This is a genomic window from Pseudoxanthomonas japonensis (assembly GCF_043632995.1).
Lineage (GTDB): Bacteria > Pseudomonadota > Gammaproteobacteria > Xanthomonadales > Xanthomonadaceae > Pseudoxanthomonas_A > Pseudoxanthomonas_A japonensis.
This window is the reverse complement of record NZ_CP171632.1, coordinates 1,651,992-1,665,634: the sequence shown is the minus strand read 5'-3', so window position 1 is coordinate 1,665,634 and position 13,643 is coordinate 1,651,992. Positions and strand designations below refer to the sequence as shown.

The following is a 13,643-nucleotide window of genomic DNA, read 5'->3' as shown; positions in this document are numbered from 1 at the left end:
CGCTCTCGCGGCGATGCAGGCGGAGTACCTGTCCAAGCTCCAACGCAGTAAGGTCGATCAACCGGCAGGCGCACCGTCGGCGCCCTTGCGCAGGAAGGCGGCCAGCCCCCCCAGCTGCACGCCCTGCACCTTGTCCACGGCCGGCGCGAACTTGCCCAGGTCGTCGGGCGTATAGCCGCCGACGCGGTACCACAGCGTGATGCGGGTGCCACCCTTCTCGTCGACGAAGCGCCATTCCAGCGCGCCGTGCAGCCCCATGCCCTGCAGGGGGCCGAGGCCGCCGGTCATGCGCAGCAGCTTGCCGGGGTCGGTGAAGGTCACTGTCATGTGCCAGGCCTGCTGCGCACCGTTGAGCTCGCAGAAGCAGCCACCGGCCTTGTCGCTGATCGACAGCTTCGAGGCATCGCCCCACCACGTATGGTCGGCCGGCCACCAGCGGCCGACGTCGTTCACCAGTGCGGCGTAGGCGACCTGTGGCGTGGCCGGGACCCAGACCGAATTCTCGACCGTGAAGCCGTCCGGCTTCGCATCCCTGACCTCGGCATGGGCCGGCGCCGCAAGCGCCGCCACCGCAAGCAGCACGGTGCCGAGCAGGCGCTTCACTGCACCGCGCCCTGCGGGCAGAACTTGGCGCGGTATTCCTTCGCCTTCGGCATCAGCGCGGTGAGGTTCTGGATGCGCGTGCCGGGATTGGGATGGGTGGAGGAGAACTCCGGCGGTGCCTGGCCGCCGCTGGCTTCGCTCATGCGCTGCCACAGCGGCACGGCTTCTTCCGGGTTGAAGCAGGCGGCGGCGGCCAGCATCAGGCCGACCTCGTCGGCCTGCGTCTCGTGCTCGCGCGCGTACGGCAGCAGATAGCCGTAGCCCATCGCGGCCATCACCATCTGCTGCTGTTGCGGGTCCATGCCGCTCATCGCGCCGGCCATCTGGCCGATCTGCGTCAGCTTCTGCTGCGACATGCGCTGCGCGCCGTGGCGCAGCAGTGCGTGGGCGATCTCGTGGCCCATCACCACCGCCACTGCGTCAGCGTTCTGCGCGACCGGGATCAGGCCCGTGTACACCGCCATCTTGCCGCCGGGCAGGCAGAACGCGTTGGCCTGGTCGGACTGGATGACATTGACGTCCCAGTCGAAGGACTTCCAGTTGCCGCTGGGCTGGGTGCCCTTTTCGGCCGCGATCGCCGCCTCGACCTCGGGCACCTTGGCGATCAGGCGCTGCGCGATGGTGCGCACCTGCTGGGCGATCTGCGAATTCGGATCGACCGGGCGCTCCTGCTGCAGGATCTCCTCGTAGGCCTGAAGGCCAAGGGCTTTCTCTTCTTCAACGCCGATGGAGTTGTCGATCAGCACCTTCTCGCCGGTGTAGGGATCGACCACGCGGTTGCTGAAGTAGTAGCAGCCGCCGTAGACCAGGAAGCCCAGCAGGATCAGCCAGCGCAGGCTGCCCAGCCCGCCACCGCGGCGCCCGCCGCCCTGCCCGTATTGCTGGCGACCGTAAGGATCTTGCCTCATCACCCTCTCCCTGGCGGCTAGATGCCGCGAACGACGCGGAAGCCCACCCGCGCATTAGTCATATCCGAATCCGAGGACGAACGCCATGCGGACCGTGCCTGGGCCGGCGAGCTGGCCCAGGAGCCGCCGCGCACCACCCGCGAGCGGCAGCCGGGATTGAACCACGTCGCCCCGTCGGCGGGCGCGCGCCGGTAGCTGGCGTGCCAGCAGTCGCCGACCCATTCGCTGGTGTTGCCGTCCAGGTCCTTCAGGCCGAAGGCGTTGGCGCGGAACTTGCCCACCGGCGCCGGCCCCCAGTAGCCGTCGCCGTAGCCGACGAAGGCGTTGTTCCAGGTGCGCCCGCTGGGCGAGCGGTCGTTGCCGCCGGTCAGGTTGGCCACGCCGCGCGGGGGCTGCCCGTTGCCCCAGGGATACCGCCCCTGCTGGCCCGCGCGCAGGGCGTATTCGTACTCGGCCTCGCTGGGCAGGCGGTAGCCGTGACCGGTCTGTCCGGCCAGCCACTCGGCGTAGGCTTCGGCGTCGTACACGCTGACGTGCAGCACCGGCATGTCGTCGCTGGCCGGCTGGCCCGCGTAGTCCGACTGCCAGTCCACGCCGCTGCGGCGCACGAAGTTGCCGCTGCGCTCGTCGTAAACCACCGAATGACCGCGGCGCGTCGCGCGCGGGCGGTACTGCGTGGCATCGACGAAGCGGCGGAACTCGCCCACCGTCACCGGATGCCGCGCCATGGCGAAGCCTCGGTCGAAGCGTACGTAGTGCGCGGGCTTCTCGGCATCGGCCGCGCCAGTCTCGTCATCCGCGGCGCCCATCAGGAAACCGCCATGCGGCACCACCACCATCTCCGGGCCGCGACCGCCATGATGCAGGCCATCGGTGAAGGCCTGGCCCGGGCGGAACTGGCCGTAGTGCGTGGCCAGGTCGATGCGCTGGCGGAAATCGGCGGCCACGCGATTGCCGGGCTCGGCGATGCGCAGCACCTCGGCCAGCTTGATGCGGGCATCCTTCAGGCCCAGCGGCGTGGCCATGTCGCGCACGCCGGCGTCGCGCAGTTCGACGATGCGCGCCAGGCGGATGGCTTCCACGCGCACCCGCGCATCGGCGACGGTCTGCGCGTCCTCGCGGACCTTGGCCGCATGCGCCAGCCAGATGCGCGCCGTCCCGAAATCGCTGGCGAGTGCGGCCTCTTCCGCACGCCGGATCATCGCGCTCTCCACCGCCGCGATGCCCTGCAGGGCGCGCGGCTGGCCGGGCTTCCACTTGAGGACTTCGCGGAAGCCGGCCAAGGCGCCGCCACCCGCCTCGCCCAGCCGCCCTTCGCGCAGGGCGCGTTCGCTGGCCAGGTTCAGCCGCGTGAGCTGGTCGGCCTCGTCCACCTTCGCCAGATATGCACTGACCGCGGCGTCGCCCGGCGCCACCGTCCGCGCCACCGCGGCGATCTGGCGCGCGCGGCGCAACGACTCGGTCCGGTCCTCGGCATGCCGGAGTGCCTGCGCGCCCTGCTCCAGCAGGCGGTCGAGACTGCCGTCCAGGCCCGTCTTCGCGCGCGTGTCGTCGGCATCGAGCCGCGCCAGCGCCAGGTACAGCGGAATCGCATCGTCGGGGCCATCGAACAGGCGCCCGCCGGACAACGCGTCCGCGGCGCGCCGGTGCGCATCGGCGACATCCTCGGCTGCCAGCGCCACCTGTGGCGGACGCCAGTTCAGTTCTTCCACGCCGCTGTCGTCGCCGGTGACGGTGACGCTGGGCATGCGGATCGCATCGGCGCCGGCGTCGGCACCGCCGGGATCCGCTGCATCGCGCGAACAGCCCGCGAGCCACGGCAGCGACAGCAACAAGGCGGCGAGGATCGTGCGCAAACACCCTCCGTGATGGGAGCCGACGGCCCCGTGAGACAATGCCGGACGACGATACCGGCCGAGCCCGGACCTTAGGTTATTGTCGCCCGACTGAGCAAACGATGCATTACCGCGGAGACGACGTGCCCCACTGGATCAACACCCCCGCCGCGCTGGATGCGCACCTGCAGCGCCGGCCGACGCGGATCGGCCTGGATACCGAGTTCGTCCGCGAACGCACCTTCTGGCCCCAGCTCGCGCTGGTGCAGATCGCACTGGAGGACGATGTGCTGCTGGTCGATCCGCTGGCGCCGGGCATGACCGACGCGCTGCGGCCGTGGCTGCTCGACGCCTCGATCACCAAGGTGATGCACAGCGCGAGCGAGGACCTGGTGGCGTTCAAGGTGGCCTGCGACGCGCTGCCTTCGCCGCTGTTCGATACGCAGATCGCCGCCGCCATCGCGGGCGTCGCCGCGGGCATCGGCTACCAGAAGCTGGTGGAGCGCGTCACCGGCATCGCGCTGCCCAAGGGAGAGACGCGTTCGGACTGGTTGCGCCGCCCGTTGAGCGAGTCGCAGCTGCACTATGCGGCCGACGACGTGCGCTACCTGTTCGCCGTGCACGACATGCTGCAGGCCGAACTGGCCGCGACGGGCCGCCAAGGCTGGGTGGAAGAGGACTGCGCGCGCTTCGTCGAGAACGCGGCGCACGATGAAGGCGAGCGCTGGCCGCACCTGTCGATGCGCAGCGCGCAGTTCCTCGACGTGGACGCGCAGCGTCGGCTGGTCCGCCTGCTGCGCTGGCGCGAGGTGCAGGCCCGCGCCAGCGACAAGCCACGCAGCTGGATCCTGGACAATGAACTGTCGGTCGCCCTGGCGCGGACCCCGCCCAGCGACAAGGCCGCGTTGCTGCGCCTGTTCGACACCCAGCCCAAGGCCCCGCGCAAGCTGGCCGACGCGGTCTGGCAGGCGCTCACCACGCCGCTGGACGACGAGGCGTCGATGCCGGTCGCTCGCAATGCCAGCGACGGCGACAAGGCCCAGCTCAAGCGACTGCAGGACGCCGTCTCCGCACGCAGCACGGAACTCGGCCTGCCCGACGGCGTGCTCGCCTCGCGCCGCTACCTGGAAGCCCTGCAGGAATCCGGCCAATGGCCCGCCGCACTGTCCGGCTGGCGACGGCAGCAACTTGCTCCGGCGCTGGACCCCATCCTCGCCGGTTCAGGCTTGGCACCAGCGCCTGCCGCGGGCTAGAATGGCGCCGCTCTTGTGGGGCCATAGCTCAGCTGGGAGAGCGCGTCGTTCGCAATGACGAGGTCGGGAGTTCGATCCTCCCTGGCTCCACCACTTACACGAAGCCCCGCTCGCGCGGGGCTTTTTGTTTTAGGGTTCGACTGGCTTGGCGGCGGACGCGCATAGCGCTCACTCCGACTACCTATATTCAGTCGCACGGCGATGCCTCGACCTGACTGGACTATCAGGCGCGACGGTAGGGAATAGCGAGGGCCTCACCTACTTCAATGTCGTCGCCCGACTGCCTGGCAATGCAATTCCTCACGTCATGAGCCATGAGTTGATCCGGGTCTACCCAGGATAGTCGAGCCAGCTGCACCAGCACCTCGGAGCCGGGATGCTGCATGAGCCACCACTGAAACGCCCCATGACGATCATGCTCCGATGCATCCTCATGCCCCGGTTCGTAACCCGAAAGCTGCAGCGCAACCAGTTCTGGCGGGATGAGATCCCACGCCGTCCACTCCGGCGGAAATTGCATGAGCTTTAGCCAGTCACTGTGCTTCATATGATTTCAGCGGGACCTGATGCGAAACAAAAGGCCGGGCAATCGCCCGGCCTCCGGTTACCGCGTGCTCTTCTTTTCCTGCTTGTCTGCCCGCTTTTCCTTCAGCGTCTTGGCAGGTTTCTTCTTCTGCTCTTTCTTCTTGTCCAGGCCCTTGGCCATGTCCGCATCCTCTGGTCGGTATCGACGGCGGGATGATGGCACCTTGGCCGCCCTCACGCGAGCGCCGCATGCAATGGGACTGGCCGCCCGGCATCCCGGTACCAGCGCCCTCTCCCGCCCCTCATCCCCACAAAGAAAAAGCCCGCCGGCATGACGCCGACGGGCCGGGAGAGCACGGTTTACATGATCAGAACTTGTAGCTGACGCCCAGCAGGTAGCTGCGACCCCATTCGACGTACTCCAGCGGGCGGTCCTTCGTGCCGGCGTAGGTCTGGTAGGCCTCGTCGGTCAGGTTGCTGGCCTGGAGCAGCACGCTCAAGCCGCTGAGCGCGTGTCCTTCCGGGAACGAGTAGCTGACCTGCGCGTCGGTGATGTTCTCGCCCACCACGTAGCGCAAGGTGCGGTTGCCGTTGAAGTTGCCGATCTCGCCGATGAAGTCCGAGCGGCGACGCTGGTTGACTCGCGCCTCGAAGCCGTTCTTCTCGAAGTACACCGTCAGGTTGTAGACGCGCTTGGACAGGCCCGGCAGGTCGATGTCGCCGGCGCCGACGCTGGATGCGCTTTCCGGATCGCGGATCTGGATGTTGCTGTCGTTGAAGGTGGCGCTGGCGATCACACCGAAGCCCTGCAGGGCTTCGCTGAACATGTCGAACGGCAGCGAAGCGGTCAACTCCAGGCCCTGCAGCGTGCCGCCCTCGCCGTTCACCGGCCGCGTGTAGCTGCCGATCGGATCAACGCCGATGCCCGGGTTGTTCGTGCTGGGCGGGATGTCCGGCGTGTAGGCGGAGAGATCGTAGAACGGATCGGTCTGGGTGTAGATGTAGTTGCGCAGGTCCTTGTAGAAGTAGGCCGCGGCGACATAGGCCTTGGTGCCGAAGTACTTCTCGTAGGACACGTCGAACGCGTAGGCACGCCACGGATCCAGCAGCGGGTTGCCGCCGCTGGCGAAGCTGTTGCGTAAGCCGTTGTCCTGGTCGGGACCGTCGGACGCCGACACTTCCAGCGACGCGCGCAGCTGGTCGACGCGGGGACGCGCCACCTGCTTGGCCAGCGCGACGCGCAGGGTCTGGTCGTTATCGAAGCCGAACGCCAGGTTCATGCTCGGCAGCACGTCGGTGAAGGTCTTGCCCATGTGGATGGGCTGCGGATCGCCACCTCCGCTGAGCCGGATCGCATCGGAGGACTGGTCGACGCGCTGGACCTGCACGCCGGCGTTACCACGCACGCTGACATTGCCCCAATCGGTATTGATATTGCCGCGCAGGTAAGCGGTTGTGGTCTTTTCCCTGACATCCCACGACTTGGCGACCAGATAGTCCGCGTCGGCGTTCGGCTGGAAGATCATGTATCGCGCGACAGCGGCCGGAACGTTCCAGGACGGGATGTAGCCGACGCCGGCAAAGCTCAGGTCGACCGGGCGGTACTGCAGGTCCGACGCGATCGCGGTGACGCCCTGCGCACCGAGATTGATGTTGCCCTCGGGCTGGCGCTTGTTCTTCTCGCGATCGGCGTAGTTCAGGCCAACATCGATATCCGACATCCAGGACAGGAACGCCGGTGCCGGGAACGAGGCCGCCAGCTTGCCGGTGCGGAGTTCATCGACGACGTTCGGCACCTTGCCGTAACCCGAGCCATAGATCGTGTTAGACAGGTACAGCGAACTCGGATCCGAGTAGTCGCGGCCGGGATTGATCTGCGAGAAGCCGCTGTTGCGGAGCTGCAGCTGCAGCGTATCGAACTGCTGCGGCGACGGCAGCAGCTGCGTATTGTTCTCGAGGTTGAGCTCGTCACGCTTGGCACGCGACCAGCCGATGTCGGCGATGATGCGCGCCTGGCCCGTCGTGAACTCGTTGTTCCAGCCAAACGCGTTGATCTCGTCTTCACGCTTGTTGTACATGCCACGCACCAGCGGATATACGTTTCCGACCGTACCCCCGGTAAAGGTGTTGTTGCCGTTGATGCTCGGATTGGTGACGATCAGCCGGATCTTGTCCGGATCATTCGTTCCGTTGTAGTCGCCGATGTGGACCTCGAACTGGTTCGCCGTGTCGACCTGTTCGGCTTCCGAGTGGAACAGGTCCAGCGTGCTGGTCCAGGCATTCGAGGGGCGGAACTGCAGGGTGGCCATCACGCCGTCACGCTTGGTTTCGCCCGTACGACGAAGCGCCTTGATGCCATCGGAGTAGAACGTGCCCGACGGCACGCCCGGACGCCAGTTGTCGCCGATCGCCTGCCACGGCTCGTACAGACCGACCTGGTTTTCCTGGATGGGGGTGGTGGTGTGCGAGTAACCGATCGAGAAGCCGAACGTCCGAGCCGCGTTCTGGGTGATGTAGCTGGCATTGATGCGCTCGCCGTAGGCGGACGAATCCGCCGCCGCACCCAGCGAGTTGCGCTGTCCGCGCACGCCGACGGTACCGACCGGCGCATCGAAGCTCAGCGGACGCACGGTCTGCATGTCGATCGTGCCCGACAGGCCCTGGCCGATGAGGCCGGCGTCGGGCGTCTTGTAGACGGTGACGCCCGCGACCAGCTCGGACGGATACTGGTCGAACTCGACGCTGCGGTTGTCGCCGGTACTGACCATCTCGCGACCATTGAGCGTCGTGGTGGAGAAGTCCGGAGACAGGCCGCGCACGCTGATCACCTGCGCACGACCGGCCACGCGCTGCGCAGCGAGGCCGGGCAGACGGCCGATGGATTCGCCGATGCTGACGTCGGGCAGTTTGCCGATGTCTTCGGCGGACACCGCTTCGACGATGGAGGTCGATTCGCGCTTGACCGAGATCGCGCTCTCGATACCGCGGCGGATGCCGGTAACGACGACCGTGTCGAGTTCGGTCGCGTCGTTCGCGGGCGCCGTGTCGGTGGCGGTAGTAGCGGTCTGGGCCTGTACGCCGGTTGCGGTCAGCGCGATGGCAGACGCCAACGCCGCGCTCAGCAGGTTGCGCTTGAAATGCATGTTCCCCTCTCCAAGGACGTTGTATGCGATGAACCGGGTGCGTCGCACGACGCGATCGCCCGGGTCTTCCATGCCGGGCGCGGTGCCCCCGGAATGTGCGGCCATGGTAGTGGCGCGCGCAGTCGCACAAATCGGCCTGCATACGTATTCATGCATATTTCCGCGAACCGCCGTAACACGCATTCCGTACGCAAAAACACGCACGGGAACGGTATGCTCCGCGTGTCCGCGCACGACTCATGAACGCCGCATCGTGGCGGCGGAATATGGCGCCCTCGAACGGGACGCAGTGCCTCCGACACGCGGTCGGAGGCGCAACGTGTCAGGCGATGCTGGCGAAATACACGCCGCGTGCCGGCATCGACAGCGTCCCGCCATCGCACGTCGCCTGCTGCAGGCCGTGTCCTTCCAGCGCCTCGGCGACGATGCCGCCCGGCAGCGGCCACTGCACAGCGCTGGCGGACAGGTTGAACACCACCAGGAGGCGTTGCCCGTCGGCTTCACGCACGAAGGCGAGCACCGGCTCCGGCGCATCGAGGAAGCGGATGCTGCCGCTGCGCAACGCCGGTTGCGTGCGCCGCCACGCAAGGAAGCCGCGCACGCGATTGAGGACGGACGCAGGATCGGCCTCCTGCCTGGCCACGTTGATGGTGCGATGCTCGGCAGGAATCGGCAGCCAGGGCTGTCCGTCGCTGAAGCCCGCCTGGCCTTCGTCGTTCCATGGCATCGGCGTGCGGCAGCCATCGCGGCCCTTGAAGTTCGGCCAGAACGTCTTGCCGTAGGGATCCTGCAACGCTTCGTACGGCACGTCGGCCTCGGGCAGGCCCAGTTCCTCGCCCTGGTACAGGCAGACCGAACCGCGCAGCGAACACACCAGCGCGACCAGCTGCGCCGCAAGCGCTGGCGACGGGTCGCCGTTGCCCCAGCGTGTCACCGCGCGCTGTACGTCGTGGTTGGACACCGCCCAGCAGGGCCAGCCTCCGGCCATCGCCGCTTCCAGCCGCTCGACCGTGCCGCGGATGTACGCCGCGCTGCCGTCTTCGGTCAGCAGCTCGAAGCTGTAGCCCATGTGCAGGCGCTGGTCGGTGACGTACTCGGCGGTGGTCGCCAGCGAATCCTCCGACGAGATCTCGCCGAGCGCGGCGGCATCGGGATAACGGTCCAGCAGTCCGCGAAGGCGCTCGAGGAAGGCCACGTTCTCCGGCTGCGTGTTGTTGTAATAGTGGTATTGGTACGCGTATGGATTGTCGGGACTGAAGCCGCGGCCCACGCGCTGCTCCTTCGGCTTCGGCGGGTTGTCGCGCAGCTGCGCGTCGTGGAAGCAGAAGTTGATCGCGTCCAGGCGCAGGCCGTCGACGCCGCGGTCCAGCCAGAACTGCACGTTGTCCAGCGTAGCCTGCTGCACGGCCGGGTTGTGGAAGTTCAGGTCGGGCTGGCTGGCGAGGAAGTTGTGCAGGTAGTACTGCTCGCGGCGCGGTTCCCAGCGCCAGGCGACACCACCGAACAGCGACATCCAGTTGTTGGGCGGCGTGCCGTCTTCCTTCGGATCGGCCCACACGTACCAGTCGGCCCTGGGATTGTCGCGGCTCTCGCGGCTTTCCTTGAACCAGGCGTGCTCGACCGAGCAGTGGCTGAGCACCTGGTCGATCATCACCTTGATGCCCAGCGAGTGCGCCTTGGCGAGCAGGCGATCGAAGTCGGCCAGCGTGCCGAACAGCGGGTCGACATCGCGGTAGTCGGCGATGTCGTAGCCGAAGTCCGCCATCGGCGACTTGAAGAACGGCGAGATCCAGATGGCGTCCACGCCCAGGCCGGCGATGTAGTCGAGCTTCTCGACGATGCCCGGCAGGTCCCCTACCCCGTCCCCGTTGGTGTCCAGGAAGCTGCGGGGGTAGATCTGGTAGATCACCGCGCCACGCCACCAGTTGTTCTTCGTCATCGATGCACCCGTCGCAATGCGTAACGCACCCCTCCGGTGCGCTCGGCGGGCGCCACTATTCCACGCGGCACGGACATGCGTGCAGGCAGGCCGTCGTCGTTGGGCATGAATACGTATGCAGATGACGGCATGCGGAGATCGCGCGCCGGTCGCCACACGACGCACCGACGACGCGCTCGTCCGCCTGAAACGCAGACACGCCAATGCTTTGCGGCGATCCGACACGCCGTGGGTGCAAGCGGACGGCGTCGGGCGCGCTCGCCGTCGTTGTTTGCGCTGCAGCATGGAATCGGTCGCGCGTGCCGGCAAGATGCCGCGACGCTCGCCACCGCATGCGCGCACTTCGTCCGCACCGCACGACCAGGGAATCCGAATGACCGCCAAGCCCCGCCTGTCCTTCTGGCAGATATGGAACATGTCGTTCGGCTTCCTCGGCATCCAGTTCGGTTTCGCGTTGCAGGGCGGTTTCATGTCGCGCATCTTCCAGACGCTCGGCGCGGAGAAGGATGCGCTGCCGCTGCTGTGGATCGCCGCGCCGCTGACCGGCCTGCTGGTGCAACCGGTGATCGGCTACTTCAGCGACCGCACCTGGCATCCGCTGCTGGGGCGCCGCCGTCCCTACTTTCTCGCTGGCGCGATCCTCAGCTCGATCGCGCTGATCTTCATGCCGCACTCGCCCACGTTGTGGATGGCCGCCGGCCTGCTGTGGGTGCTGGACGCCAGCATCAATATCAGCATGGAACCGTTCCGCGCGCTGGTGGCCGACAAACTGCCGGAAAGCCAGCGCTCCTACGGCTTCGTGCTGCAGACGCTGATCATCGGCATCGGTACGTGGGTCGCCAGCAACCTGCCGTGGTTCATTACCCAGCTCGGCGTGCCCAACGAGGCCGGCCCCGGCATCGTGCCGCCCTCGGTGAAGATCGCGTTCGCCATCGGCGCCTTCGTATTCATGGCGAGCATCCTGGTGACCATCTTCACCACCCGCGAGTATCCGCCGGAGGACATGGACCGCTTCCATGCCGAGAAGAGAACGCAGGGCAATGTCGCCAGCGAGATCTTCCACCATGTCATCCACATGCCGGCGCAGATGAGGCGGCTGGGCGTGGTGCAGTTCTTCAGCTGGCTGGCGTTCTTCGCGATGTGGAGCATGGCCACACCCGGCTTGACCGAGCATGTGTTCAAGGCGCCGGCACCCGATCCGGCCCTCTTCGACATGGCGGTACCCGCGCAGGCCGCCACCTTCACCAGCGCGAATGCGGCCTTCCAGAATGCCGCCGACCTGGTCGGCTCCTACATGGGCTACTACGGCCTGTCGTCGATGCTGGTCGCGCTGCTGCTGAGCTTCTACGCCGCCCGCCTGCCGCTCAATCGCAAGGCCGTGCATGCCGGCTCGCTGGTGCTGGGCGGCATCGGCTTCCTGTCGATGTGGTTCGTGCCGCATCCATCCTGGCTGATCGGCTCGTTCGCCCTGGTGGGCGTGGCGTGGGCCAGCATCCTGTCGATGCCGTACGCCCTGCTGTCCAGCCATGTGCCGGCGGAGAAGATGGGCATCTACATGGGCATCTTCAACATGTTCATCGTCGTCCCGCAGATCGTGGCGGCGACCATGCTTGGTCCCGCGCTGCGCGGCCTGTTCGACAACCAGGCGATCTTCGCCCTGGTCATCAGCGGCTGCAGCCTCCTGCTCGCGGCCGTGTCGCTCGCCGGTGTGCGGGAGACCCATGACGCCTCCCTTCCGACACAGCCGCAGGTGCATTGATGCGACTTCCCCGCCCACGTCCTCTCGCTCTCCTGCTGGCATCGCTGCCTGCTGTGCCCGCCGCATACGCCGCAGACGACTTCTACGGCACCACCGAGCCCTTCGCGAAGGAAGCGGTCTACTTCGTGCTGACCGACCGGTTCGTCAACGGCGATCCATCGAACGACCATCGCGACCAGGGCGGCAAGCACCCGACCTTCGATCGCCCGACGCCGGGTGCGCCGGCAGGCCGCACGGACAACATCGGCTACCTCGGCGGCGACTTCAAGGGCGTGCTGGACAACGCCGGCTACATCCGCGACCTGGGCTTCACCTCGGTGTGGGTCACGCCGATCGTCGACAACCCCGACGAAGCCTTCACCGGCGGCGAAGAGGTGAAATGGGAAGGCATGTTCACCGACCGCGGCAAGACCGGCTACCACGGCTACTGGGGCATCAACTTCTACAAACTGGACGAGCACCTGCCCAGCGAAGGCCTGGATTTCGCCGGCTTCACCCGCGGCATGAAGGAGCAGCAGCTCGACGTGGTGCTCGACATCGTCGGCAACCATGGCTCGCCCGCCTACTCGATGCCGACGATGCAGCCTCAGTACGGCAAGGTCTGGGACAAGGACGGCAAGCTGATCGCCGACCACCAGAACCTCGACCCCGACAAGCTCGACCCGCGCCGCAAGCCGATGCACGCGTTCTACAACACCGGCGGTGGGCTGGCGCAACTGTCCGACTTCAACGAGAACAATCCAGCGGTGATGGAGTACCTGGTCGGCGCCTACGAACAGTGGATCGACCAGGGTGCCGCCGCGTTCCGCGTGGATACCATCGCGTGGATGCCGCATGCGTTCTGGAAGGAATTCGCCGACCGCATCCGCGCGAAGAAGCCGGGCTTCTTCATGTTCGGCGAGAACTTCAACTACGACGCGGCCAGCATCGCCGGCCATACCTGGACGCGCAACGGCGGCTACAGCGTGCTGGATTTCCCGCTGAAGGCGAAGCTCACGGAGGTGTTCGAGAAGCCCGGGACCAGCTACGAGGAACTCGGCAAGGCGCTGTATCTGGAGGATGGCCCCTACGCCAACCCGTATAACCTGATGACGTTCTACGACAACCACGACATGGCGCGCATGAACGCGGCCGACAGCGGCTTCATCGATGCGCACCACTGGCTGTTCACCGCGCGCGGCATCCCGGTGATCTATTACGGGTCGGAATCGGGCTTCGAACGCGGCCATGCCGAGCATGCGGGCAACCGCAACTACTTCGGGCAGGCGCGCATCGACGCCGCGCCGCAGAGCCCGATCTTCGGACCACTGAAGCGCATCGCCACCCTGCGCCGCGAGACGCCGGCCCTGCAGCGTGGCCTGCAACTCAACGTCCGCTTGAAGGGCGACCAGGCGATCTTCTATCGCGTACTGCAGCACGAGGGCGTCACCCAGACCGCGCTGGTGCTACTGAACAAGGCCGATGCCCCGGCGAAGCTGTCGGTTTCCGAGTATCTGGAAGCCGGCACCTGGCGCGACGCGTTCAACGGCAAGACCCAGCGCGTGCGCAATCGACTGCAGGCGGACGTGCCGGCCCACGGCGTGCGTGTGTTCCTGTTCGACAAGCCGCTCACGCGTGCCGACACCCGCGCGCGCCTGGCGGACCTGATGGCCCGCAAACGCACCGATCCGCAGTAAGA

9 protein-coding genes and 1 tRNA gene are annotated in these 13,643 nt (G+C 66.9%); 4 read left to right on the top strand and 6 right to left on the bottom strand.

Features of this window, described 5'->3' with window-relative positions:
* Positions 1-57: 57 nt before the first annotated feature.
* The 3 genes from ACGHX3_RS07525 to ACGHX3_RS07515 are packed head-to-tail and all read right to left on the bottom strand — an operon-like array spanning position 58 to position 3,259.
* Positions 58-603: an SRPBCC domain-containing protein gene (locus ACGHX3_RS07525; RefSeq protein WP_394696954.1), complete on the bottom strand. Its 546-nt coding sequence runs from the start codon at positions 601-603 to the stop codon at positions 58-60.
* Positions 600-1,511, bottom strand: a complete 912-nt coding sequence (locus ACGHX3_RS07520) for a M48 family metallopeptidase (RefSeq protein ID WP_394696953.1) — start codon at positions 1,509-1,511, stop codon at positions 600-602. The genes ACGHX3_RS07525 and ACGHX3_RS07520 overlap by 4 nt, the downstream gene beginning before the upstream one ends.
* A 17-nt stretch (positions 1,512-1,528) precedes the next feature.
* A complete protein-coding gene (locus ACGHX3_RS07515; protein WP_394697256.1) occupies positions 1,529-3,259 on the bottom strand; it encodes an SUMF1/EgtB/PvdO family nonheme iron enzyme in 1,731 nt (576 codons plus the stop codon).
* A gap of 230 nt (positions 3,260-3,489) precedes the next feature.
* Between ACGHX3_RS07515 and rnd the strand changes: the two genes are divergently transcribed.
* A complete protein-coding gene (gene rnd, locus ACGHX3_RS07510; protein ID WP_394696952.1) occupies positions 3,490-4,599 on the top strand; it encodes a ribonuclease D in 1,110 nt (369 codons plus the stop codon).
* Positions 4,600-4,616: 17 nt separating this feature from the next.
* Positions 4,617-4,692 (top strand) — tRNA-Ala (locus tag ACGHX3_RS07505).
* Between the two features lie 130 nt (positions 4,693-4,822).
* Here ACGHX3_RS07505 and ACGHX3_RS07500 read toward each other — a convergent pair.
* From ACGHX3_RS07500 to ACGHX3_RS07490, 3 genes are all read right to left on the bottom strand, one after another.
* Complete coding sequence (locus ACGHX3_RS07500; RefSeq protein ID WP_394696951.1) at positions 4,823-5,146, bottom strand: hypothetical protein; 324 nt, start codon at positions 5,144-5,146, stop codon at positions 4,823-4,825.
* Between the two features lie 346 nt (positions 5,147-5,492).
* Positions 5,493-8,267: a TonB-dependent receptor gene (locus tag ACGHX3_RS07495; protein WP_394696950.1), complete on the bottom strand. Its 2,775-nt coding sequence runs from the start codon at positions 8,265-8,267 to the stop codon at positions 5,493-5,495.
* 322 nt (positions 8,268-8,589) lie between these two features.
* Positions 8,590-10,206: an alpha-glucosidase family protein gene (locus tag ACGHX3_RS07490; RefSeq protein WP_394696949.1), complete on the bottom strand. Its 1,617-nt coding sequence runs from the start codon at positions 10,204-10,206 to the stop codon at positions 8,590-8,592.
* Positions 10,207-10,579: 373 nt separating this feature from the next.
* Between ACGHX3_RS07490 and ACGHX3_RS07485 the strand changes: the two genes are divergently transcribed.
* Both ACGHX3_RS07485 and ACGHX3_RS07480 read left to right on the top strand, forming a co-directional pair.
* Complete coding sequence (locus ACGHX3_RS07485) at positions 10,580-11,965, top strand: MFS transporter (protein ID WP_394696948.1); 1,386 nt, start codon at positions 10,580-10,582, stop codon at positions 11,963-11,965.
* Positions 11,965-13,641 carry an alpha-amylase family glycosyl hydrolase gene (locus tag ACGHX3_RS07480; protein ID WP_394696947.1) on the top strand — a complete coding sequence of 559 codons (1,677 nt, stop codon included), beginning with the start codon at positions 11,965-11,967 and terminating at the stop codon, positions 13,639-13,641. Before ACGHX3_RS07485 ends, ACGHX3_RS07480 begins: the two co-directional genes overlap by 1 nt.
* Positions 13,642-13,643 lie beyond the last annotated feature (2 nt).